This is a genomic window from Paenibacillus sp. DS2015 (assembly GCF_050433705.1).
In the GTDB taxonomy this organism is placed as follows: Bacteria; Bacillota; Bacilli; order Paenibacillales; family Paenibacillaceae; genus Paenibacillus_AQ.
This window is the reverse complement of the sequence record NZ_JBNPWS010000028.1, coordinates 29,216-54,776: the sequence shown is the minus strand read 5'-3', so window position 1 is coordinate 54,776 and position 25,561 is coordinate 29,216. Positions and strand designations below refer to the sequence as shown.

The following is a 25,561-nucleotide window of genomic DNA, read 5'->3' as shown; positions in this document are numbered from 1 at the left end:
TCAAAAAAGACTACCAGCTAACAGTAGTCTTTACAATGTTATTCCATAAAATCCTTCAATTGTTTACTACGACTTGGATGTCTCAGTTTACGAAGCGCTTTAGCTTCAATCTGACGAATCCGCTCGCGAGTAACACCGAACACTTTTCCCACTTCTTCTAGTGTTCTTGAACGACCATCGTCTAACCCAAATCTAAGACGTAGTACGTTCTCCTCACGTTCAGTTAAAGTATCTAATACATCTCTCAACTGCTCCTTCAGTAGCTCATATGCTGCAGAATCGGCTGGAGCGATTGCATCTTGATCTTCAATAAAATCTCCTAGATTTGAATCATTCTCTTCACCAATAGGTGTTTCAAGCGACACGGGTTCTTGTGATATTTTCATAATCTCACGAACCTTCTCTGTACTTATGTCCATCTCCAATGCTATTTCCTCAGGCGTTGGTTCACGTCCAAGTTCTTGAAGTAATGATCGAGAGACTCTTATCAGTTTATTTATAGTCTCGACCATATGCACAGGAATACGAATCGTTCTAGCCTGATCCGCGATCGAGCGGGTGATTGCTTGTCGAATCCACCAGGTTGCGTACGTACTAAATTTATAGCCTTTTGTATAATCGAATTTCTCAACAGCTTTTATCAAGCCCATATTGCCTTCTTGAATTAAATCTAAGAACATCATGCCACGGCCGACATACCGTCTTGCGATGCTGACTACTAGACGTAGATTCGCTTCTGCTAACATGCGCTTGGCCGCTTCATCACCTTGCTCGATTTTTTTGGCTAAGTCTACTTCCATAGCTGCAGAGAGGAGTGGTACCCGTCCAATTTCCTTTAAATACATTCTTACGGGATCATCAATTTTAATCCCTGGGGGTAGACTGAGATTATCGTAGTAACTTGGCTCTTCAGACTCTTGCTCGTCTGACCCAGAAGCCTCATCACTCCCCTCATCATCAATATCAATCCCTTGCTCTGAGAGATGTTCGACAAATTCGCGAATCTGCTCTGGATCAAGATCGAACGAGACCAACTTGTCCACAACTTCCTTATAAGTAAGAACAGCATGTTGCTTACTCTGTTCAATGAGCTGTTCTCTCACTTGGTCCAATGTTAATTCTACTTCTACTTTTGTAAGTTGATCGTCCTCCATAAACGGACCCCTCCCTTAGGAAACACCTTGACGAAATACCTAGTAACACTAAGTCATCATGTATTGACATATACCAATGAATATGCTATCATAGATAGGATTAAATTAATTAAAATGTTTTCAGTCACTATCCGTCATAATATCATATTTTTCTCTAGTTTTCAATACCTATTTTTATACATATAATAGTTCACTGTCCCTGAGTCACAGGTGGCAGTTTTTTTATTTACATTTATAGTGACGTATAGAAACTTTCGTCTTATATCTCACACAAATGCCCCCCAAGCGAAAACATAAGTGTCAGTATCAAGACATCATGTTTATGGCATAGGGGGCATTGTATTGTAAACTAATTAACTTTATTCCTTAATCTAATAATTGCTGTAAGTACTCCATTAATTGTGGTCTTAGCTCTTCACGCTTCAATCCAATTTCCAAAATAGCCTTGATATATTCGAATTTATCGCCAATATCATATCTCCTACCTATCAACTCTAAGGCTAATAATCCCTCCATTTGACAGACTTTCGTTAAAGCGTCTGTGAGCTGATACTCATGACTTGCTCCAAGTTCAATGTTATGCAGTATAGGAAAAATAGAGGGCTCCAGAATATATCGTCCCATAATAGCCAAGTTTGATGGCGCGTCGGCCGGTGACGGCTTTTCTATTAAATGATTCACTTTCATAATACCATCTTGCTTCGATTCAACAGCAATAATGCCATACTTACTAACTTCAGTGGGTTTTACAGCCTGAACCCCTACGACCATTTTGCTATAGGTCTCATACACATGCATTAATTGCTTGAGCGCAGGAGGATCTGACACCATCATATCGTCTCCTAGCAATACAGCAAAAGGCTCATCCCATACAAATTGCTCCGCACATAGGATGGCATGACCTAAACCGAGGGGTTCCTTTTGCTGGATATATTGGATATTAGCCTACTCACTAATGTTTCGGACCTCGAGTAGTAAATCATTTTTTCCCTTTTCCTCCAACAACTTTTCTAACTCGACCGACTTATCGAAGTGGTCTTCTATCGCCCTTTTATTGCGACCTGTCACGATCAGAATACTTTCGATACCCGCTTCTACTGCTTCCTCTACGATATATTGAATGGCTGGTTTATCAACGATAGGTAACATTTCTTTAGGCTGAGCTTTGGTCGCTGGCAGAAAACGTGTACCTAAACCGGCTGCTGGAATGATGGCTTTTCGTATTTGCATCCCTATCACTCCTTATATACTTCAATGAAATCAAATTCATAATTGATAAAAGATAACTTACAACTCTTCTTATACTATATAGACTGTACCTGAAAGCGATCTTAAACCAAGCTTAATATTATCTGAGAGTACCCTGAATGATTGCTGAATGGAGATACGCCAAGTGTTTTCTCACGACCAAAAGTCTCCCTTTTCCTCTAAGTGTGAAGGAAGACTTTTGGCTAAAACAATATATCTAAACACATGGTCCAACTCGTCTTATTGAGAAGATCTGTGTCTTCCGTTGATTAGTGTAGTTGATTTTTATAAATATGAAGATAGAATATGAGTTGATTATAATAGAAAATTGTAACTGGGAGCCGCTATGGACAACTTAAAGAAAGAACTTCTTTTGAATGTTATTGTTGTATCTCCAATCTTGACTTTAGTATGGGCCGGCATTGCGACAACAATTGAAGATCCCACATCACCCACAGACTTTGGACCCTTTTTACCGCTCGTGTTATCGTTCCTATTGTTGTATCCATTCAATCTGTTCGTTAGTTTCACTCATTATTTCATGGCTAGTAGGATTCATCCTAGGGTTCTGAGAGTCATTATCTTTAATATTCTGGGCTTGCTAGTTTCAGGTCTGGTTAGTTACTTTACTACGACCTACTACTTATTCTATCCCACATATTCAACTTTCATTATTTTCTCAGCTATATCCTTTCGTCATAAATGGTTGTTTTGATTTTAATTACATTTTCTCGCCATTTTCAAGCATCATAACGAACTATTGCTCTTAGCTCTAATTCATCTTTCACGGACGCCCGCCTTCTTCATTCATTGGCACTGTCCAATCCACGTTCGTATACAGTTTATTCACGACCGTACGTATCAATTGGAGCCGATCTGGAATTGTCGTCATGCCTGGTGCGCGAAATTCGAACAGACCATCTACGCTTCCGCCTCCCAGTATAATATAACCATCTTTCCACCCGGACGCTTCCGTTGTCGAGCTACCTTCCATGGAGACATTATATTCTTGACCATTGAGAACTTTTAATTTCCATTGGTCATAGTCATACTCCATCTCGTTCCACAACTTTCCGTTCACATGTAATGTGCCCTCTGCTTCTGTTCCATTAGTATTGGGTGGGGATTCCACCGTGAAATCTTGTAACATCATCTCATCTCCTTCGAAATAGAAGGGAACCGGATGTCCTTTAAGTTTGGAAGGCTCAAATTCAATAGATGCATCATCGTTCTCTGAAACAAAATAACCATCGAACACCAAATTATAAGGGTCATCTAGTGGTAAGTATTTGAACGTATAGCTCCAATGCATCAACCCAGGTTTATCACCAGGGAGGTGGGACTCCGTCATCAGACTATCCTTATGAGGCACTTTTCTCGTATTAACACTATGAATTTCGCTCCCTTCCATATCTTCGAAATGAAACTTTAATCCTTGCTTCTTCCATAATTCTCCGGAAGAGCGGATTAACGCCTCCTCATTAAGTTCGGTTTCAATTTCTAAGCGAACACCCTGCACCATGCGGGTCAACCTCTTCAAGCGAACTGTCATTCCATTCGGAGTGATATAACTTCCCTCCAGTGGAGTAACGGTAGTCCTTTTGTTCGCTTCTTTCATATCGATGGAAAAGTCAAAGTTCCATTCTCCTTGAATAAAAGGAATATTTCGCATTTCCTTACCCAACTGCGTAATATGACCTTCTATCGTAATCCGGTCGGTTTGAAGAGGTTCGGGGAAGAAGGCAACCATATAGTAAAAATCATTTGTATATCCCATATCGTACATACTCCCGACCATGTTACCCTGATCATCTTTTATAATAATGTCGTTCTCCTGACCAAGCTTCAGTCTTTTTCTTTCATGCTTGCCATCGGGACCGAACAATTGAAGAGCTATGATCACACGAGAAGGGTCGGCTACCGCTTCATCGATTTTGAGAGTATATCCTTTATCTTTCACTTTAATATTCGGATGCTCGACCAGACCATACTCTTGAGCCTGAAATAATCCGATGTCAACATTACCTTGCGCAAATAGGGAACGGAGCTTCTCCGCCAACGTCGGTACGGAATACATAATCACGGAGCACATTATAACCACTAACAAAGCCACACCAGTTGTTAACTTCCAGAAACCTCTACCTCTTCGCTTGAGCAAGCCTTTTCTAGGGATAGATACATTTTCGGTGACAGATGCAATTCCAATGACGTGTACGGGTGGAGTTTCAATAACGTGTACGGACGTAGTTTCAGCCACGGTTGCAGGGACGATGCTGTGTCCATCAATCTGCTCCGGGGAGCATTCAATTTGATCGTTCCCCTGCCTAATCGTGGACGATATTAATTCATTAGAAGTACCCATCTCCATCTCTTCACGCTTAATCGAGGCCATTACCTGCGTGGTAAATGCATTAGGCAACACATCCTCAAATAACTCTTGGGACAAGCGAACCTCCTCTTTGAGTTGTTTATGGTATAGAGAAAGGCAACGAAAGCAGGTCGAAATATGATCTACTATTTGCTTGTTCGTGGACAATCCTGCATCCATTATGTATTCTTCCATTTCATCAATACTTAAACACTTCATGAGTCCTCACCTCCTCAGCAGTTAGTATTTTTTTCATTCTTAATTTGGCACGGTAAAGGTCATTTTGAATTTTGCTTATGGGAACGTCCAGTACTTCGCTCATTTCTTCATAGCTCAAATCATTCGTATATCGAAGCAACAGCGTCACTCGATAATTGACCGGCAATTGTCTCATTAGATCCTGTAGCTCCGTTCGATGTTCTCCTTGCAACAGAACCTCTTCAGGATTGTCACAGAATATAGAGTCGGAAGGTGGATCTGCCATCCACCCCGTTTGATGCGTCTTTCTCCTCAGGTCTTTCAGCAGGTTATTAGCAATTGTATATAACCACGCCGCAAAACTTTTACTAGGATCATGCAATGCCAATTTTCGGTAAGCCTTAATAAAGGTCTCCTGTGTCAAATCCTGAGCATCTTGGTGATCAGCCCCCATTCCACGTAAAAGGCCGTATATTTTATTTTTGTAGTGGTTTACTAAAAAAGCGTACTCTTCTTTATGCCCCTCCATCACACGGCTAATCCATCGTTTTTCCTTATCAATATCATTTACACGTTCTTCCACGGACAAGCCTCCTAAGAGTTCTATACTATATAGACGTAAAAGAATTGCAAAACACTCACTTGAAAGGAAAATATTTGTTGAATTTATCGTGTAAAAAAAGCTAAACTCACATAGCACATGCCGATACCTGCTCGACGCACGCTATGTGAGTTTAACTTGATAACATTTTATTAATAAAATAGTTGTCTCTCTCTACTCTTAAAGTCTGGCTATGGACCGATGAATCTTATCAGATTCTTTTTTCTACGACTAGAGCACCGCCAAATTAACCAAGGAGCAGCCACTATTTTAACTTAGTCGTTACTTTCTCCGCGCGCGGCCAAAGTGTATACCTGAAGCTTATGAGAAAGTCGATGCCAAGAATGATAGACCAATAACGAATCGTATCGAGCAAATTGACCGTACGTACCTCATCACCAACCATAAGTATCATCCCATACAAAACAAGGATACCGATAACCCATGCAAGGAGATGATGTAGCCAGCCCATACGCTCATATCGAGCATGTGCCTGACCATATTTAGGCTTCCTATCAGGAATCGAGCCTCCCGCGAAGCGATAGGAGAATCTCTCATCCGCCCATTGGATCATCTTATGACCGAATGCAATAGAAACACCGATGTAAATGGCTGCTAAGCTGTGTGCGAAGGTTGCTTCAGCACCACCGCGTAAATCAACAATTGTCGCGATTACCAATGCCAAATCGATCAGAGGCGTGCAATACAGTAGCAGTGCCCCTATTTTTTTCTGTCTAAAGATATACCGACTTATAAGACCAGTGAGAACAAAGAGCCAAAAAGAAATTTCGCATCCGATAATAAAGGCGGTTATCATGTGATGTCTACTCCTTCCTCTTACCAAGAAATCTTTTGAGCTAGTATTTTCAATAATTATGATATATGTTACAATTTTTCCCTGTTCATTGTAGCAGAAGGTTATCTTATATTCTAGAAAAACATTATTTTAAGAACAAGCCACAATTATTAATTATTTCATCTGTATCCAGTAAAGTCGCTTCACCTATTCCTACATTATTTTCTTTCATAAAAGACTGAACTACTTGGTATCCTACTGCATAGCCAGCAAATGGTGATAAACCAACAGGTTGGTAGCCCTGGTCTTTAGCGATTGTGTCACCAAACATGTAACTACTAACTTCGGCAAATCCTTTAACATCTAACGCATCTTTTATTACTTCAATCGAATATTGTAAATCATCTTCCTCAAAAGAAGTAACCCAAGGTCCTAACAGCTCTACACCATAAAGTTCTATTGCAAATGATTCTGCTAATCCTTCTATAATTAAATAATCAGCAACAGTTACATTGCCATGATCCCAATCAAAATATGAAAAACGGATATTATGATGAAATTCGTGTGCAATTACAGCAGGAAGTTTGGGAGTATTGTATGTATTAGGAATGATTGTTACTTGGATGAAGCCTGGAATCCCCCCAAAGCCACTATATCCTTTTTGAAGTTCCAATTTTTGGGGATCAGCTATATATAGCCCAAGTTTCAATTCGTCAGCATTTATTGTTAGATTATTTTGTTGATTGAACTCAACACACTTGCTTAATGTATCGTGTGCTGTTTGTAGTGCTTGAATTTGTATTAATTTCTCTAAAGCCTCTCTTCCAATTTCGGTTTCCGATACATCAAGATATCCAAGCATCCTTGTAGCCATTAATACATCATATCCATTAGATTGCTGTGCTTTTAATGGAACATTAATTTTGTTCCACATTTTTTCAAAAGGCTTCATCATTGAATATCGAAAATAGTTTTCTCTGTCTTCTTCTTTCATAGAAAGTAATCGTTCATATTGCTCTACTGTATTTTCAATTACTATATTCATCTCTATCACCTCTATCAACCAGAATTTTCTTTTAAAAAATTAAAAGATTTCTTTAATTGTCGCTTGTACTTCAATGAACTCTGAAGGTTAGTTTATGAACACTAAAGCTAACTAACCAACCACTTCTTGCTACTATAAAGTATTACGTAACGTAAGAGTCAATAAAATAGATATGTTAATTCAATTTAAATTCTTTGTATATTTAAAGTTTCAATGCAATAATCACTGCTTGACGTATTTAGGCTTCACCCGAACGGACACAGAAGCCCTTATTTGTAAGCTTTAGGGTCGATTAGCTTTTTCACGGACACAGAAGCTCTTATTTACCCAAAATGGGCCCAATACACATATCATGATGTGAAATAAGGTCTCTGGTGTCCGTGGGGATCCAGAATCAGGGCAATTACAGCAAATAAGGTCTCTGGTGTCCGTTCAAGATACTCCGGGCAGCCAAACGGTAAACACACTGCCTTTTCCTTCTTTGCTAGTCACGCTCAACGTTCCTCCATGGACTTCCACAATCGCACTAGTGATGGAAAGACCCAGCCCCGCTCCACCATATTTGCGAGTTCTAGAAGTATCACTACGATAGAAACGATCAAATACATACGGAAGATGTTCCTCTGATATACCTGAGCCGTTATCCTCAATTTCCAACCTAACGCCACCTTTAGGACCATACATCAAAGACAACGTAATGACACCTTGTTCCACATCGGTATGTTGTACAGCATTGTGGAATAAGTTCAGAATAACTTGCTTCATCTTATCCTCATTGAAGAGGCATCTACAGTTCGGCGTAAGTCGAAAGTGAACCTTTCGCTCACCCGCTAGCATCACTAGTTGATCTTCCATCTCCATCATGACAACATCAAGCGACTCTTCAGATAGAAGAATATGCGGTGACCGATCGAGCTTCGCCAGCAGTAGAAGATCCTGTACTAACTTATTCATCCGTTCAGATTCGGTATGCATACTCTTTAATGATCTCTGTAATTGTTCTGGCTGATTCATCGCTCCTCTGAGCAGTACTTCTAAGAACCCATGAATGGAAGTCAGTGGTGTTCGTAGTTCATGAGAGGCATCAGCGACAAAACGACGCATCTGCTCTTTCGCTTCTTTCTCCGCTTCGAAGGAGGATTCTAATCTAACAAGCATACCGTTAAAAGAAGCTGCCAGTCGATCAATCTCAAGTTGTCCCTGCACAGAGGGGAATCGTGTATCAAGCTTACCCGCATCAATCTGTTCTACAGCCTCCACAATATTAGATAGAGGAACGAGTGTTTTGCGCAACACGGGGATAAAGAGTAATACACCACAGCTCAGAGCTAATAGTGATAGTGTTAGAAAGATAGTCAATTGCCGAATAAGCACATCATTCAAAGGCTTGGTAGCTACACTAATTTGAACGAGACCGGCGACTCCACCTCTCCCTTCTACCCGCTGCAACACGACCAGCTGCTCCTGTCCAGTAGAATCCGTAAATATGCGGTAATTGAGTTCATGTTTCCTACTCAAAGATTGCTCATATTCTTCATTCGTAAGTCTAGGTGGTTGTATGGCATCCACATTCGTTAAGTTCGTATATTTTCCCGTTGTATCAATGAAAGCAAGCGTTGAATCCTGCAGAAATAAAAATGGAAATCGAAACCGTTCTTCATTGGACGAAAGAGAATTCCCCTTGATTTGTTCCCAAACGTTAGGTGGTGTCGTCATAATCTGGGATTGTATGCTCGAAGCTCTGTTCTTATAAATGAAATCCTTCATAAGTAGAAATTGTGAAACGCCTATGAATAGCAATAAAACGGCTAAGAGCATAAGTGAACGAGATAACAAATGGAATCGAAGTGAATTAGTGACAAAAAGGCGACGCACAGAAATCAGCCATCTCATATCAGATCAACTCGATATCCAGCTCCTCGTAACGTGCGAATGAGACGATGTTCCTTATCCTGCAATTTATCACGCAGAGAACGAATGTATACCTCAACAATATTCTCTTCTCCACCGAAATCATATCCCCATACTTTATCAAGAATAAGGGACTTACTTAGAACAATACCTTGATTGAATACCATATACTTCAATAGCTCATATTCAGTCGGAGACAATTCCAGCACTCTCTCGTTGTAGAGTATTTCATTACGAGTATCGTCAATTCGGAAGGGACCGATCGTAACTTCACTCAATAGATATGGAAATTGATTGCGAATTCTAGCGTGAATACGTGCTAACAACTCTTCAAAACTGAAAGGCTTAACCATATAATCATCTGCACCGAGCGTGAGACCTCGAACGCGGTCGTCTACCTCATCCTTCGCTGTTAGCATGATGACTGCGACATTCTCAGTATCCTTAAGCATTCTACACACTTCAAATCCATCCATACCTGGCATCATAACATCCAGAATCACAATATGGGGTTGAAAGTCCTTTGCAACCGTGATAGCTGTTAACCCATCATTCGCTGTCATGACTTCATAACCCTCATTAAGAAGGCCTATTTCTAGAAACTGCAGTATATTAGGTTCGTCATCTACAAGTAATATTCTAACCCTCTTCATTCTGCTCATGGAATTATCTCCTTTATCTTCGTTGCTACAATTATATCTTTATTATGTATGAAACAAATGAAGATTAACTGAAAATAAGCTGAACGTTCACTTAAGTGCGCTCTTTATATAGGATTCCTTTACCGCATTATATAATACAAAATACGGCTATGCCTTCACTTTCAGTTATGTTACAAACAATATACGTAATCATTACGAACAAATCCCCCTTCTAGATTCTAAACCTTTTGATACAAGCATAAAATGATGAAACTAGTAAAATTCCATTTAGGAGTATCATCAAATGAAGAGAATAAATCCCATGTTGAAATGGCTACCTTTTATGCTACCTCTATCCTTTATCGTTGCTTTTGCTATCATCAAAGTTCCAGCTCATCTCAGCCTCAGCCTCAGCTTACCTGATATAGCGTTCATTCAATCTTTTCAGACCAGTTTCATTAGTATTATCTTAGAGGCACTTCCCTTTGTACTTGTTGGGGCTGTTATTTCTTCTCTGCTCCAAATGTTCGTTTCTGATGAGACATTCAAACGCTGGATGCCAAAACATCCGCTAGTGGGTGTACTGTTCGCTTCTCTATTAGGGATCCTGTTCCCCATCTGTGAGTGTGGCATGATTCCCCTCATTCGGAGACTTATTCATAAAGGAATGCCACTCTACATTGCGATCACATTTATTATTTCGGGCCCTATCATCAATCCCGTTGTATATGCGGCAACCTATATAGCATTCAGACTTCACCCTGAATTTCTATACGCTAGAATGGGCCTTGCCTTCATGTGTGCTATGGTGATCGGCTTAATGATCTATGCAACTGTGCGAGGTAATCCCTTGAAGGCTTCTATCCTTCGGTTCTCAATGGATCAGAATGAATCTGATCAACATAAAGGCAATAAGCTCACAACATGGTTCGTACATACCTCAGATGAGTTTTTTGAAATGGGGAAATTTCTAATTATCGGCTCTATTCTCACTTCCTCCATTCAGACATTAGTCTCCAATGAAACGCTATCGAACATAGGTGGGGGTACCCTTGGTTCTTATGGATTCATGATGGGCTTTGCGTTCATATTATCCCTCTGTTCAACCTCAGATGCTTTTGTAGCAGCCACATTCCTACATACGTTTGCCCCTGGGCCGTTACTTGCTTTTCTCGTATTTGGACCTATGCTAGATTTCAAAAATGCATTGATGTTACTATCTGTCTTCAAAACAAGGTTTGTTCTCTATCTCTCTTTCTTAATCGCATCTATTGTGTTTATGGGTGCTGTCATGTTTGATAAATGGTTCTTGTGAAAATACAGGAGGAGGTAACTGCGGAGGTGACCTATGATTAGCCCACGTGCCTTACGGATTCACTATTTAGTTAGAACTTTCATCTTGCTCGGCTTTGCATATTATATCAACCATTTAATTCAAACAGATTCCCTTCATTATTATATTGCTCCGAGAATGGAGCCGTTTATTCGTGCATGTCCTATTCCGCTATGTGTCCTTGCTTTTTTTGTCGCTTGGCATGCTCTGTTTGGTCAAGGGGAACAACTCTGTGATTGCCAACATCCTGTATCGAATTCGATCATTCGCAACACTTGCTACTATGGATTATTCATTCTCCCGCTTACACTCGGTTATTTGCTTCCCATTCAGACTTTAGGAAGTGCAGCTGTAGACCAAAAAGGAATGAATATTGCAAATCCCTACCATTCACATTCTGCCACTACAGCAGCCATTCAAAGTGAGAAACAGCAACCTAAATTTATCCCTCGCGATGAATTCGCTATAGAATTTGCTGACTTAGCCAAGCTCATATATGAGGAGCCGATCATACAAGTTCGACCTGAAATCTTTTCAGAAACGATTGGCGCGATTAACTTGTTCAAATCTGAATTTGTTGGGAAGTCTATTGAGCTTAGTGGGTTTGTGTATCGTGATGCTGCGATGAGCGAGGCTAGAATGGTCGCTATAGGTCGATTTTTGGTCCAGTGTTGCACAGCGGATGCCACGTCCTTCGGCGTACTCGTTAATCTTCCAGATCAGCCTACCTATCCAATGAATACATGGATTCATGTCCGTGGTGTTATCGGGGTCAGTTCATATGAAGGGGAAGATGTCATTACCATTCAACCCGTGGAGGTTCAAGAGATTCCTCAACCCCTTACCCCATATATCTATACCAGTCCTGACTCTGTTGAACAGTATAAAAAATTAAAGGCCTTGGACAAAACAAACAATGAATGAATCGTAAACATTACGCATAATAAAATAAATCAATAACTTGAATCAGAAAGGATGTCCTCCATGCGTATACCCGTTATCATTTTGAGTGGATTTCTAGGCAGTGGTAAAACGACACTGCTACTTACTTTATTAGAGGAAACTAAAAATCGCAGCCTTCGCCCTGGCATCCTCATGAACGAACTTGGCAAGCAAGATGTCGATGGATTAATACTAAAGGAACAAGCCAGCGTGACCGTTCAACAATTGTTAGATGGATGCGTTTGTTGTAGTAAAAAGGAAGAATTAGCAGGTAGCCTTAGCCTTCTGCTAGCCCAACAACCCGATGTCATCTTCATTGAACTAACGGGTGTCGCTAACCCCGAGGAGATCTCCAAAGCTCTCACCGAACCTGAATTCATCCACCGTGTTCACTCCAAACAAATCATTACCCTGCTGGACGCTGAGAACGTACTCGACTACAACAGTATTTTTGCATCTGACAAGCAACTTGTCAGAACATTAAGAAAGCAGATTGAAGTAGCAGACCTCATTATAGTGAACAAAACAGACCTCGTGAAACCTGAGCAATTGCGAAAAATGGATAAGGTCATTCGCAAACATAATTCAAGTGCAGCGGTTATCCATACTACGCACAGTCAAATCGACGTGCCTTTACTTTTAAAGAGTATTACATCACACGAGAGTCACCCTATTGCGATCCGACGATTGAATACATCCAAGTCGGTTAACATCACAACCACAGCAAGAACCAACCATGATTCTGAGAGCTATCAACCTGAACAAAATTCCTATTCACAAGTTAAAACATTAACGCTCTCCAACTCCAACATAACTCCATTATCTAAGGAATCCTTAGATAAATTCTTAACTTCATGGAAGGATCAGTTGTTACGAGCTAAAGGTTATGTTGCCATAGTCCATGATCATTCTTATCGTATTTATCTAGTTCAATATGCAGGAACCCGAATCACTTGGGAGCCTTCACAATACCCAGGGTCTCCTTATCTTGTATTCATTGGCATGAACTTAGATGAAGAACGACTTATACAAGCATGGGATAGGTTGCTTAGAAGTACATCTCCTTCGTATTCCAAAAGGTAAACTTAAACCCCTCCCCATCCTTTGAAATATGAATGAGTAAAATGTACAATAGTATGGGTACATACAATGATAGATTTCAATTCTAAAAGTACATGAAAGGATCAACTATGAATCCTGATAAACAACCATCACGAATTCTTATTATGACTGCCGTAGAAGCTGAAAGAGATTCTGTCCTACGAGGTCTCAAAGGTTCACCTATATTTGATGTTCTATTAGCTGGTGTTGGATCGGCCTCTGCGGCCGCTTCTACGGCTAAAGCATTAGCCACAAGTAAATATGATCTTGTCATTTCAGCTGGTATTGGCGGAGGATTTATAGGAAGAGCTGATCTCGGATCCATTGTCATTGCAGATAAGATTATTGCCGCTGATCTAGGGGTTCAGACTGCAGAGGGCTTCAGTTCTGTAGATGAATTAGGCTTTGGGTCGTCATTAATTCAACCCTACGGTCCCCTTGTAACAAAATTGAGCGAAGCGCTACATTCAGCTGGATTCCCTGTCCACACTGGCCCCATCATTACAGTATCCACGGCTACTGGAACTACCGCTACAACGATAGAACGTGCAGAACGAGTTCCTGGCGTATGTGCCGAAGCGATGGAAGGATATGGCGTGGCGATTGCAGCTACTTTATACGACCTACCGGTTCTGGAAATCCGAACCATCTCCAACGCAGTAGGTCCAAGAGATCGAGCAGCTTGGCGGATGAAAGAGGCGTTCGACGCATTAGAAGCAACAAGTTCAATATTACTGGAGGTATTAACATGAAGATTGCTTTCTCACCTTGTCCCAATGATACCTTTGTCTTTCATGCTTGGGCACACGGATTAATAACCAACGCTCCTGAGCTTGATATCACTTATGCTGATATTGACATCACCAATAATCTAGCTACGACTTCCGATGGACCCGATATACTTAAAATTTCTTACGCTGCACTGCCTTGGGTTCTAGATGAATATGCTTTACTCCCATGTGGCGGAGCACTAGGGCGAGGTTGCGGTCCGCTCATACTCACATCCGATGGTGACAAGGGTTCTGACCCACAATCTTTATCTGGCAAAACGGTTGCCGTTCCAAGTGAACGCTCTACGGCCTACCTACTTTTCCGATTATGGGCCGCTCAGAATGTTCCTGGTGGTGTAGGTGAAATCATAGTGATGCCTTTCGACAAGATTATGCCGGCAGTTCGAGATGGACTGATCGATGCTGGACTCGTCATTCACGAAGCGCGGTTCACATACCCTACTTATGGACTCACATTGCTTACTGATTTAGGTAGCTGGTGGGAAGCGGATACGGGCCTGCCTATTCCACTCGGTGCAATTATCGCCCGTCGTACACTCGATCTAGATAGCATCGTGAAATGGATTCGCAGTTCTGTAGAATATGCTTGGGAACATCCCGAACAAACACGGGCCTATGTATTAAACCATGCTCAAGAATTATCACCTGAAGTCGCACAATCGCACATTAATCTATACGTTAATGAGTTCACAGAAAATTTAGGAGAAGCTGGGTATGGTGCGGTAACAGCTTTACTTACCCGTGCTGCACAAGAGGGTATTGTCCCCTCCGTTGATCCTGCTGCACTATTATGGAGACCCTGAAATTTATCGATTCAAGTAGAGCGGTGACCATCCTCCGACCTCAGCATTAAAAAGAGAGTCCAGAAGTTCTGGACTCTCTTTCACTACTTATAAGAACTCCCGATTATAAGCTAAATTGTATAAACATAATTCCAATAATGATATATAAATGTATAAATATCGTTTCCTATAAGATAAGACTACTATTTCTACTTTCCCCAAATAAACTCGCCCGTCATGGCATCGATATACCGTAGCTTCCCTTCGTTCCCTTGCTTGGGAATGGACTTAGTCGTCGCCTCATATAATAGCCGATACACCTGCGTATTGTGGTCATGGTCATGGTCATGGTCATCCTTATCCTGATCCTCATACCACTTAAGGCGAAGTTTCATTTGTTCGACATAGGAATCAAGTGCAGTTTCAGCCATGATTATTGATTGAAATTGACGTCCTGTCAATTCACTAATCAGTTCATAAGAAACCCCCATATAAGCACATATTTCTCCAGTTGATGTGCAGACACTAATCGTGATTCGCTCATGATTTACAGGGATCCCATCAATAAAGACTGGCAAATAGAAAAATTCACGCTTACACGGCTCCTCATCTGAATTCGCTTGATCGATTTCGAGTTGGAGATACTGCGCGTAATCTGGAAATACGATACCCAAGAACTGCTCGGCCTGCTTCCAACATAACTCACGGCTAAACGTTGGAACTCCTACCTCCCCACAGTTCATCTGGTGAAACCCGATGAGACGCCCCGTCTTCTTCTCCAGTTGTACCATGATCGAGTGGTCCCTCATATTACGTAGCTGATCGCCCCATTTGCGATTCATGTAAGCATCTACTGACATTCCGTCCGTTTCTGGCTCCTCTTCCTCCTGCTGGCTGATCTGATACCGATATCTAACCGTCTCCCCGTCATCCAATGTCTTTTCAAGCATGTAATGCTCTACATTAATACCCAGTCGTTGCTCCCATGACCCCTTCTCATCCTCATTCGTAAGGTTCGAAACCGTCTTGATCTGCGGAACAGGGCTACTTGGCGGCATAACGTAATGTTCAGGACTAAACAAATCAAGTCCTGTAATAGCATCTATGAATTGATGTTCAGGCGTTGGCATGTAGGCTAGTCGATATTCCGGTTCGTTGCCATTCAGCTCATACATAGAAGGATATAATGAAACGATGGTGAGCTCCATTCGTAAATGACGCCTAACATACTCCTTCACTGTTTCCTCGTCCACAATGGCAGCAGGCCATTCCGGAAGACTCCCATTAAGGTTCTTCCTTCCATCCAACCGATAACGTACGACATTCAGTCCCGCATCAATCGTCAGCTTGCAACCTGTTCCAGGAAGTGGCAACCCACCCACTTCTCGACGTAATGTAAACGTTATTCCGTCTCTTTCTTTCTCTATAAACACAGAGGTTAATTCAGCTGCATCCGGAGTATGTCTCGCAACAAAGGTATCTGCAATCACCCTTGCCTTACCATCCGAGCTCATCCACTGTCCCCCACCAACCTCATTGATCTCTTCCTCTTCTGCTCGATCAATAGCAAGCCGTGTAACATGTCCGGTATATAAATCCAGTGTCACCTCGATACGATTATCCTCGTTTTCAGGATCTTCCCAAATGAAACAACGTTCTTGTTCATCACCTTTTGGAATGTTATCTTCCATTTCTAACCGATAATGCGCAGGTATCTCCACAATGGTTTTCGCTCTAGTACGAAGATTCTCTATATCAACTGACACATTTTCACTCCTTCATAAAAATTCTAGAACCCAGGAAGAATAAAATATATAATACTCACTTGACCTTTAACCTATATCATTCCTATGCAAATTATGAAAATATGAATGTGGTCATAAGCGCTTGTCTAACCATTAAATCGTTTACGATACCCACACTTTCTGCATAACTCCTCAACAACTTCTCTTCTCGAAAAACCGTCATATAGATGATTCGCTCTCTCACTCTCCAGTATCTCAGAGAATGGTGTGTGATTGATGTTACCCAGATTGATCACGCCTTCTCCATCTAAGCAACACGGGATAACTGTTCCATCTACCAGTATCCCCGCTTGATTGCGTAGACCATGACAGAAGCCCGGTCCGTCATCCTCTTCTTCTTTAAGATCTGGCCATTTGAACTCATGATCCTGATTCAGATATATTTGTTTCGCTATTTTGACACCACTACCTGGTTGAACTTTCTCTTCGATCTTGAAATCCAAATTGAACTCACGCTCAATCATTTCAAGAATTTGTCGGTTTCGATTCCGCTCAATATTCGTCATATTGTCCTCGGTTAGATTCCACAGCCTTAAAGAAATGATAACACCCGTATGCTGAACAGCTTCTTTAGCAAAAGACAAAACAGTCGATACATATTGCTCTTTATTCGTAGAGCCCTCATGTCCATCAAAGCTATGTAGTGAGAAATTCATCTGCCGTAATGCCGGCTTCATCATAATTTTGTCTTTTACTTTAGGAAGTAGCGTCCCATTAGAAGTAATATTAACTTTGAACCCACGCTCATGACTCAAGTCTAGTAATTGATCAATTTTGGGATGAAGAAGTGGCTCCCCTTTGACATGGAAATAAATATAATCAGTATGGGGCTTAATCTCGTCCAAAATTTTGGTGAATGCGTCGACTTTAATGAAATTAGCTTGTCTTTTCGTTTGCGGACAGAAGGTACAAGCCAGATTACATACACTCGTTATCTCGATATAGAACTTCTTAAATTTTTTCATAGGGTGCAAACTCCGCCTTTGACTGTTTAGAAATATTATCCTTTATGGTAGCATAGATGATCCTTCTTTGCTAAGGCTATTACCCATTCCGATGCTCTAGTAGCTCCCAATCCAACTGTTCGAATATATCTCCTAATCTCTTAGACCCTGTGTGTTCATTCAGGCAACGAAGCCGTGCTGCTGCAGCAATTTGATCTGCTTGTTCAGGATGGTTCAAATAAGCTGATGCCTGGCCTGGTGGGAGTTTTTTCATAGTCCATTATCGCTAACTCTTTAATCTTATTGGGGATTGTCTTACTCGTTATAAGTGGGATATTTCAAAAGAGGAATATGTAAAATTAAGGAGATATTTTTTCTATATCCGTTAGATTTCATGTAATAATATGCTGGCTCCTTTCATTATACCTTATAACTCAAGGCAACGATTTGTCCCATTCGCTCAATCTTCAACAATTTAAATGTATCCGGAACGGTCCCTTTAGGGAACAACCGAATGCCTTCTCCTAGCACCTTTGGAATGATTGCGACGTAAATCTCATCAAGTAATCTCTTCTCTAGAAAAGCTTGGACAAGCTGACCACCACCAACTAGCCATATATCTCCCTTCGACGTATCCTTCAATCTAGGAATGAGGTTCTCCAATGGCTCATGAGTAAATACAACGAAAGGATCCTCTGTCTGTTTAGATCTTGAATACACGTAACAAGGTTTATCTGCATACGGAAACACATCCGTTAAGCTAAGTACTTCATCATAGGTGAGTCTGCCCATGACCACGGTTCCAATAGAATCATAGAACTTACCGTATCCGTTATCCGACTCGTCACCCTCAACATCATCTAGCCAATCGACAGAACCGTCTTTCCTTGCAATATATCCATCTAGACTCATAGCAATGTATAACACGACTTTATTATTAATCAACTCTCATCACTCCCTTCTGAACTATACATTCGCTTTCAACATGCTAAATACCTTCCAAATTTTACATATTAGTACTTCGGAATCACTCCATTAAGTAAGTGTTCTCAACGTTATATGAGAACTCCTCATGCTTAGGAGCACAAAAAAGAACCTCGATGTTTAAAAATCAGGGTTCTTCTTGTGTTGAATGCATACCCTATGATAATAATAATTAGAATATAGTTGACTTCATATCGTTTACCTCTTCTAACCCCTATTTAGCTTAATGAAGCTAAACTAATTCATCGGTCCATTCATTAAGACCGCCCGTCATATTTACCACATCAAATCCTCTTTCACTAAGCAACTCACATGCTAGCCCGCTACGACTTCCACTTCTACAGACCATGAACATTTCTTGTGCTGAATCCAACTCATCGAGTCTGTCCAACAATTGCCCAAGCTGGATATGCGTAGCTCCAGCAATATGTCCGGCATGCCATTCTTGAGGTTCACGTACATCTATAACCAACAGGGACTCTCCCTTTTTTAGTCGGGAAGCCAGTGATTCTGGCGTTATTTCTTTTGATATATGAAAGGCCATTGTATTTTCTCTCCTTTAGTTCTTTATCCAGAATATCAACAATATGACTTTGACTCATTACCGACTCTTTACCAACAATTCAATCGCTTCTTGCACGATCTTGCTCAATACCAAGGTGGACAAAAATTATAGAATAGACATCCACACTTTAACGGCAGTCCCTGCTATTAATACAACTAAAGCGTAACGTAAATATTTCACGTTTATTTTTGCGCTGATACGCGATCCGAACGGAGCTCCTATGACACTACCTATAACCGTAAAAATAGTGGGCATTAGAGGAATAGGTCCACCTGTTATTTTCCCGATAACACCACCTACGGCTGAAATAAATACAATGGCTAAAGAAGATGCAATTGTTGTCCTCGTGGGAATTTTTAGAACAGTTAACATAATCGGAATAAGAATGAATGCTCCGCCTGCACCAACAATTCCAGATACAATACCCGTCAAGAACGCAGCTACAATCGCAATAATTCTATTATATGATATATTATCCAAATCTTCATGTTGTTGTTTTCCTTTATTCGGAATAACCATGAGTACAACAGCAACTATCGCTAACACACCATAAATAATGTTAATAGAGTCTCCAGATAGAAATCTAGATACGTACCCACCCAAAAGACTTCCTAGCAGAATGCCACTCCCCATATTGAATACAAGTCCCTTATGAATCAATGAGGCATTCTTACTTTTCTTACTCTTCCTGCTAAAGGCAATAACGCCAGCTAATGACGCAAAGAACACTTGAAACATACTTATACCAGATACCTCTTGTGCTGTAAAGCTAGCTATACCAAGACTTGGAGGAACAAATAGTAATAAGGGGTAATTAATAATGCCTCCACCGATGCCCAATAATCCAGAAAAGAAGGAACCGATAAAACCAAGAATGATCATCGTTACTGAAAAAATAATGCCCATAGATCCCACCCTTATTTTGCTAGCGCTAAGTACACTTTATTTGTATGATTCCCTCTATACATAATCGAATTGTAAAGGTATAATAAAACCCAAGTAAATTCATATGAATTTGGAGGTTAATATGTTTAATAAATTGAAGGTTCTTTTTGAAAACAGATGCCCTAAGTGTAATGAATTACTTTCCAGCGAGAGTAATAGCGTATCCTTGGTTAAGGCTTGCTCACAGGGTCATTATAAGGAAGAAACTATCCTTTCACTTGGAGTAAGGATTGTGTCTGGCTCGACAGACCATGATCAATAATAAATTCATTGACTTCCAATTCCAGAGTTAGTATTCAACATAAACTTCAAATCATACATTCCATAAATTAATTCACCTAATATAAAGGATCCCTGTGTGTGTAATCACGTCTCGAGTCCAAGCGATCTATGTTATAGATAATGAAGCGCCCAACCTACTGAAAGTAGGTTGGGCGCTTCATTGTTCACTTCATATTTGTGAGTTTAACCCTCTGTTTAACACTCCTATCATTGAATCATCAATAAATGTAAACCCATCTCAACATTTGCTCTAATCTAATTTGCTGTCCGTACTTGTGGCAAGTGGCTCCTGCGACTTTTTCTTTCGATGAACTGCCGCCATATACACCTGTGTCTCTTTTACAACCACTCCGGATAAGCCTAACAGTGCAATCAAGTTCGGGAAAGCCATCAAGGCATTAAATATATCCGCTAACAGCCAAATCGCCTCCAACTTGATAAAGGCCCCGCCTGCTACAAGTGCAATGAACAAATAACGATAAGGCTTAATTCCTTTAACCCCTACTAAATACTCAACACAACGTTCCCCATAATAATTCCAACCGAGAATGGTTGTAAAGGCAAATAGGATCAAACAGATCGTTAGAAGTCCTGCTCCAAAGGCTGGAAAGGCACTAGCAAAAGCCTGTTGAGTCATAAGTGCGCCCTCGCTTTCTCCATTCCATACCCCCGTGACCAGAAGCATCAGTCCTGTCAGATTACAAATAATTATGGTATCGATAAAGGTCCCTGTCATTGAGACTAATCCTTGCTCTGCCGGCCATTTGGTTTTGGCAGCAGCCGCTGCGATCGGTGCGCTCCCTAATCCGGATTCATTCGAGAAAATCCCTCTGGCAACACCACTACGCATGGCAAGCATAATCGTAGCTCCGAGGAATCCACCTGTGGCTGCCGTAGTAGAGAAGGCCGATGTGAATACGAGAGAGATCGCATGAGGAAGCTCTTCAGCGAACATGATAAGAACACCCAAGCAAGCAATAACATACAAGCCTGACATGAAGGGCACTACTTTAGTTGATACCTGCGCAATGCTCTTTATCCCCCCAATGGTCACGATAGCGGTCAACACGGCTAGAATAATAGCAGTTACGACCACAGGTACTCCAAAGCTCGATTTTGTAGCCGATACGATAGCGTTTACCTGTGGAAATGTCCCAATTCCAAATAATGCGACCAGAATACCACTCGCTGCGAACATAATCGCTAGTGGTCGAAAACGCGGACCCAGACCCTTCTCGATGTAATACATCGGTCCACCGGAATATTGCCCATTCTTATCTACCGTCCGATATTTAACAGCCAGCAATCCCTCTGCGTATTTCGTAGCCATCCCCAAAAATGCTGCTGCCAGCATCCAGAACAAGGCTCCAGGCCCACCCAGCTTGATCGCTGTAGCTACACCTACGATATTCCCAGTACCAACCGTTGCTGCCAAGGCAGTGCTTAATGCCCCGAAGCTACTAACATCTCCACTACCATCATTCGGCGATTTACCAATCAGCTTGAGCGCAAGCGGTAAGCGAAGTACTTGAAGCAAGTTCAAACGAATGGTCAACCATAACCCCGTACCCATGACTAGAATAAGTAATGGAGGCCCCCATACCCAACTATCAATCTTGTCTAATATCTCTACCATTTCAACCATCCCCTTTAAATAATGACAACAAAAAGAGCCAAATCGACTGATTTTGACTCTGAGAGAGGTTCAGGATATGAGAAAAACACACCTTCCACCTGTATCGTGAATATAATCACAAGGCGTAGGCTTTCTGCATACGTCATTCCCATCTCTGTCCTTTTGCCTGAGAGTTTAAGTAGATAAATACATCTACCGTGCACCTTCGGCGCCCTATGACAAGGGTCTCTCCAGAGTTCTGTCCGTTTACGGTCTTCACTTGTCACTTTAACAAGCACCTGAGAGTTTTGCCCCTTCGGTTGGAACACATCGTTCCATCTCCCATAAACATCATCCAGCTATATGAAATTTTTATAAGTATACAGACTAACTCATCTGTTTTGCAAGTGAAAATTCTGTGAAGCAAATATGAAACCATTCATAGAATTGAAAAGTAGACTGAGATTCATGTCTAATCGCTTACTTAGAACTATCCTTTAATCGTTCGTCGGCTTGAACTTTTATTCGGTAATCATGGGGAGTGACTCCCTCTAGCTCTTTAAACACACGTGAGAATTGCTTGCTATTCTAAGAACCCGACTGACTCTCCGATCATGGAAAGTTTCACTGAACTTTTCAACAAGAGCTTTGGGACTCCCAATCAGCACTAATTTCCCTCGTAGTCTAAAGTTATGACTTCGAGTTCCCCATACGAATAACCTCTGCTCTATTTTTGCTGCTATCGCTGATAGAGCGGAATTGGTATCACCTAGAATTAAAAGTGCATCTGGTTTTACTTCTGACAGCACTTTATAGTTCTTTGAAATAATATTTCCAATGCTCTCACCCAGATCACCGCCCACTGTCTCAAGATAGTAATCACCCTTTTTACGAATAAACTTCCTTCCCTTCCGATGCCATGAAATTGAGAGATTCCATACCGTAAAAGCCCCTAACCTCGCATTATCTGCGGTGCTAGGGGCGATAAACTTAGAGAATGAATTCTTTCATTAGACATTATCTCTCTATTGTGTTCGTTCACAATCGATATGGCATCATTATTGTCCTTGCACGACTATCTCCAACTCAACAAATGTATTAGGTACTTGTAACTTCAGTTCCAGAGTTTCCTCTTCGTAAGACCAAGTGCCACCGACTTCCTCCAACCTAACATTCTCTTGTGATGTTATTAACTGAATGCCTTTCGGAACAAAATTCATCCGCTTCACATTTAAATCAAGCATTTTCCGCACCGTTAGTAGTCCCTTTGATTGATATCTGAGCTTCAAGGTCACCGAATCTTTCTCTGTCGTGACGGTTGTTGCTAAAAGGTTGTAAACATTGTTTTCATAATCGTAAGTCCGGGCATCATCCTCATACCACTGACCATGCGATTCGCTTCTAGACACACCTGCATAAATACTAAGAGTTACATTGGAATTTTCATTCAATACCGGCTTCCATTCGTCATCTAAAAGCTCAGGGAGGATTGTCCCTGCCTTTACATAAAGCGGCAATACATCAATCGGAGCATGTGCTAAAATATGACGCCCCCCCATATGATGTTCGCCGGTCCAATAATCGATCCATTCCCCTTCCGGCAAATAAACAGCACGGTATTCCGTATTCGGTCGAAGGACAGGAGCCACAAGTAGTTTGCTGCCCACCATGAATTGATCGCATAAATTATGAACGTTATGATCATTCGGATATTCAAGAATGAGCGGACGCATAACTGGCATCCCTGTCTTATGCGCTTCATAGAACAGCGTATACAAGTACGGCAGGAGACGATAGCGTAAACGAATATATTTCCGGCAAATTTCTTCTATTTGCGAACCGAATGCCCAGGGCTCTTGATGTATCGAATCAAGAACACTATGATTACGGCAGTACGGGAAGAATACCCCTGCTTGCGTCCAACGCGCCAGAAGCTCGGGTGTAGTATGGTGAGAGAATCCACCTATATCGGGTCCGGCAAATGGCTGACCGGATAATCCCAAGTTGAGAACCATTGGAATAGCCATGGACAGATGCTCCCAGAAGCTGCGGTTATCTCCTGTCCAAGTAGCCGCGTACTTCTGAACACCCGCATAGCCTGCTCGCGTGAGCACGAAAGGACGTTCACCTTTCAATTGTTTCTTCAAACCTTGCTGCGTAGCCATCGACATCAGCATCCCGTAAATATTGTGAAGCTCGCGATGTGTTCTCGGATCTCCATCGTTCCCGTGTACAACGTCTAGATCCATTGTTTTAGTGGCATTAAATACCGCAGGCTCGTTCATATCGTTCCAGATTCCATTAATTCCAAGATCCGTATAGTAACGATGCTTCTCTTCCCACCACAAGCGCACTTCTTCTACTGTAAAGTCGGGGAACGCACTTGCTCCCGGCCATACATTGCCTATAAACAAGTCGCCTTCCATCTTGCGGCAGAAGTAATCATTTTTTATCCCTTCTTGATAAGGGAGATATTCGGGGTCCTTTTTAACACCAGGATCGACGATAGGAATAATGCGTATCCCTATTTCCTTAAGTTCATTTATCATTGCACCCGGATTCGGGAATCGTTGCGGATCAAATGTAAATACTCGATACTCATCCATATAATGAATGTCAAGGTAAATGACATCGCACGGAATTTGCTTATCACGAAAGTTTCTAGCGAGTGCTATGACTTCTTCTTGATCCATATAGCTGTAACGAGATTGGTGGTATCCGATTGCCCATGCGGGTGGAAGCTCCATCCGACCTGTCAGCCCGCTGTATTTTTTCACAACATCTTTCAACTCGGGACCATAAATGAAATAATAATCGATCGTACCTGAATCTATCTGAAAGGTGTATAAATTATCGTTCGAACGCATGTTAAACGAAGTCCGTCCTGGATTATCTAGAAATATACCATAGGCAGGCTTATTGTAACGGAAATGAATTAAGAACGGAATCGATACATACAGACATTCAATTTCAGGAACATGCGGATCGAAGACATCAGAATTCCACATATCGTATTTTTCACCGTTTTTATCCAAAAACCCTGTTTTTTCTCCTAATCCGTAAATGTGAGAATCGGGTTCCATCTGTTTTCGACATCCATATTCTCCTCGTCCGGTTCGAAATACCTCTTCCTCACTCGATATCAGATCTCCATCGGCATTATAGAAATCCAATCGGCCATTCTCTTTATTCACAACAACGGTAAGAGCTGGAAGTATCAATTTGTATGACTCTGAACTTTCTTCTATTCGAACGTCAACCACCGTGAAAGCTTCCTCTTGAACTGCAATTGTCGTACGTAAATCAATGTGATGATCCAGCAGTAGCTTTACCCGCACAATGTAATCATTTACGGGTTGTAGCATGATTGATGCATATTCACCTCTGAATAAGTAAGTTCCTTGTTCATGTTTCACCGATCGAATTGAACCCATGACCCAATCGTTGTTTGAAACGACTTTAAGGTTGCCTTTATCAGGATGAATCGTTTCGCTAGTTTTCATAAGTAAT

The 25,561-nt window shown here is 41.3% G+C and carries 21 protein-coding genes, 2 pseudogenes and 1 riboswitch; of the genes and pseudogenes, 6 read left to right on the top strand and 17 right to left on the bottom strand.

Annotated elements, in window-relative coordinates:
- Positions 1–38 precede the first annotated feature (38 nt).
- Both rpoD and galU read right to left on the bottom strand, forming a co-directional pair.
- Positions 39–1,154 (bottom strand): RNA polymerase sigma factor RpoD, encoded by a 1,116-nt coding sequence (rpoD, locus tag J2T13_RS20120; RefSeq protein ID WP_429374152.1) that lies wholly within the window; start codon positions 1,152–1,154, stop codon positions 39–41.
- Between the two features lie 366 nt (positions 1,155–1,520).
- Positions 1,521–2,384: pseudogene (gene galU / locus J2T13_RS20115) on the bottom strand (UTP--glucose-1-phosphate uridylyltransferase GalU).
- 364 nt (positions 2,385–2,748) lie between these two features.
- On the opposite strand from galU, the gene J2T13_RS20110 reads away from it, so the two are divergent.
- Positions 2,749–3,117: a hypothetical protein gene (locus J2T13_RS20110; RefSeq protein WP_429374151.1), complete on the top strand. Its 369-nt coding sequence runs from the start codon at positions 2,749–2,751 to the stop codon at positions 3,115–3,117.
- Between the two features lie 69 nt (positions 3,118–3,186).
- On the opposite strand, the gene J2T13_RS20105 is transcribed toward J2T13_RS20110, so the two are convergent.
- The 6 genes from J2T13_RS20105 to J2T13_RS20080 form a co-directional block, all read right to left on the bottom strand.
- Positions 3,187–4,989, bottom strand: coding sequence for a DUF4179 domain-containing protein (locus J2T13_RS20105; protein ID WP_429374150.1), 1,803 nt, complete (start codon positions 4,987–4,989; stop codon positions 3,187–3,189).
- The gene (locus J2T13_RS20100; RefSeq protein WP_429374149.1) at positions 4,970–5,551 is read right to left on the bottom strand and encodes an RNA polymerase sigma factor; all 582 of its coding nucleotides are present in this window, start codon (positions 5,549–5,551) and stop codon (positions 4,970–4,972) included. Before J2T13_RS20100 ends, J2T13_RS20105 begins: the two co-directional genes overlap by 20 nt.
- A gap of 283 nt (positions 5,552–5,834) precedes the next feature.
- A complete protein-coding gene (locus J2T13_RS20095) occupies positions 5,835–6,386 on the bottom strand; it encodes a hypothetical protein (RefSeq protein ID WP_429374148.1) in 552 nt (183 codons plus the stop codon).
- Positions 6,387–6,510: 124 nt separating this feature from the next.
- Positions 6,511–7,410 carry a DUF2268 domain-containing protein gene (locus J2T13_RS20090; protein ID WP_429374147.1) on the bottom strand — a complete coding sequence of 300 codons (900 nt, stop codon included), beginning with the start codon at positions 7,408–7,410 and terminating at the stop codon, positions 6,511–6,513.
- Positions 7,411–7,842: 432 nt separating this feature from the next.
- Positions 7,843–9,303 (bottom strand): sensor histidine kinase, encoded by a 1,461-nt coding sequence (locus J2T13_RS20085; protein WP_429374146.1) that lies wholly within the window; start codon positions 9,301–9,303, stop codon positions 7,843–7,845.
- Entirely contained in the window at positions 9,300–9,983 is a 684-nt protein-coding gene (locus tag J2T13_RS20080; RefSeq protein WP_429374145.1) for a response regulator transcription factor, read from the bottom strand. Before J2T13_RS20080 ends, J2T13_RS20085 begins: the two co-directional genes overlap by 4 nt.
- Positions 9,984–10,266: 283 nt before the next feature.
- Between J2T13_RS20080 and J2T13_RS20075 the strand changes: the two genes are divergently transcribed.
- The 5 genes from J2T13_RS20075 to J2T13_RS20055 all read left to right on the top strand — a co-directional run bounded on the left by J2T13_RS20075 (position 10,267) and on the right by J2T13_RS20055 (position 14,932).
- A complete protein-coding gene (locus J2T13_RS20075) occupies positions 10,267–11,277 on the top strand; it encodes a permease (protein ID WP_429374144.1) in 1,011 nt (336 codons plus the stop codon).
- A gap of 33 nt (positions 11,278–11,310) precedes the next feature.
- Complete coding sequence (locus tag J2T13_RS20070) at positions 11,311–12,219, top strand: TIGR03943 family putative permease subunit (protein ID WP_429374143.1); 909 nt, start codon at positions 11,311–11,313, stop codon at positions 12,217–12,219.
- 60 nt (positions 12,220–12,279) lie between these two features.
- Positions 12,280–13,320 carry a CobW family GTP-binding protein gene (locus tag J2T13_RS20065; RefSeq protein ID WP_429374142.1) on the top strand — a complete coding sequence of 347 codons (1,041 nt, stop codon included), beginning with the start codon at positions 12,280–12,282 and terminating at the stop codon, positions 13,318–13,320.
- A 92-nt stretch (positions 13,321–13,412) separates the two neighbouring features.
- On the top strand, positions 13,413–14,090 hold the full coding sequence (locus tag J2T13_RS20060; RefSeq protein ID WP_429374141.1) for a futalosine hydrolase: 678 nt from the start codon (positions 13,413–13,415) through the stop codon (positions 14,088–14,090).
- Positions 14,087–14,932 (top strand): 1,4-dihydroxy-6-naphthoate synthase, encoded by an 846-nt coding sequence (locus tag J2T13_RS20055; RefSeq protein WP_429374140.1) that lies wholly within the window; start codon positions 14,087–14,089, stop codon positions 14,930–14,932. Before J2T13_RS20060 ends, J2T13_RS20055 begins: the two co-directional genes overlap by 4 nt.
- A 188-nt stretch (positions 14,933–15,120) precedes the next feature.
- On the opposite strand, the gene J2T13_RS20050 is transcribed toward J2T13_RS20055, so the two are convergent.
- The 9 genes and pseudogenes from J2T13_RS20050 to J2T13_RS20010 all read right to left on the bottom strand — a co-directional run bounded on the left by J2T13_RS20050 (position 15,121) and on the right by J2T13_RS20010 (position 25,554).
- Positions 15,121–16,677, bottom strand: coding sequence for a YcdB/YcdC domain-containing protein (locus J2T13_RS20050; protein WP_429374139.1), 1,557 nt, complete (start codon positions 16,675–16,677; stop codon positions 15,121–15,123).
- Between the two features lie 125 nt (positions 16,678–16,802).
- Positions 16,803–17,681 (bottom strand): radical SAM/SPASM domain-containing protein, encoded by an 879-nt coding sequence (locus J2T13_RS20045; protein WP_429374138.1) that lies wholly within the window; start codon positions 17,679–17,681, stop codon positions 16,803–16,805.
- A 79-nt stretch (positions 17,682–17,760) separates the two neighbouring features.
- A complete protein-coding gene (locus J2T13_RS20040; RefSeq protein ID WP_429374137.1) occupies positions 17,761–17,934 on the bottom strand; it encodes a glycosyltransferase family protein in 174 nt (57 codons plus the stop codon).
- A 146-nt stretch (positions 17,935–18,080) separates the two neighbouring features.
- Positions 18,081–18,605, bottom strand: coding sequence for a dihydrofolate reductase family protein (locus tag J2T13_RS20035; protein ID WP_429374136.1), 525 nt, complete (start codon positions 18,603–18,605; stop codon positions 18,081–18,083).
- A gap of 271 nt (positions 18,606–18,876) precedes the next feature.
- Positions 18,877–19,188: a rhodanese-like domain-containing protein gene (locus J2T13_RS20030; RefSeq protein ID WP_429374135.1), complete on the bottom strand. Its 312-nt coding sequence runs from the start codon at positions 19,186–19,188 to the stop codon at positions 18,877–18,879.
- Positions 19,189–19,314: 126 nt separating this feature from the next.
- Positions 19,315–20,115, bottom strand: coding sequence for a sulfite exporter TauE/SafE family protein (locus J2T13_RS20025; protein ID WP_429374134.1), 801 nt, complete (start codon positions 20,113–20,115; stop codon positions 19,315–19,317).
- A 571-nt stretch (positions 20,116–20,686) separates the two neighbouring features.
- The gene (locus J2T13_RS20020) at positions 20,687–22,081 is read right to left on the bottom strand and encodes an alanine/glycine:cation symporter family protein (RefSeq protein WP_429374133.1); all 1,395 of its coding nucleotides are present in this window, start codon (positions 22,079–22,081) and stop codon (positions 20,687–20,689) included.
- 135 nt (positions 22,082–22,216) lie between these two features.
- Positions 22,217–22,316: riboswitch (glycine riboswitch) on the bottom strand.
- Positions 22,317–22,782: 466 nt separating this feature from the next.
- Positions 22,783–22,941, bottom strand: a pseudogene (locus tag J2T13_RS20015) (UDP-N-acetylglucosamine 2-epimerase); the annotation flags it as partial.
- A 168-nt stretch (positions 22,942–23,109) separates the two neighbouring features.
- Positions 23,110–25,554 (bottom strand): glycoside hydrolase family 31 protein, encoded by a 2,445-nt coding sequence (locus J2T13_RS20010; protein WP_429374132.1) that lies wholly within the window; start codon positions 25,552–25,554, stop codon positions 23,110–23,112.
- Positions 25,555–25,561 lie beyond the last annotated feature (7 nt).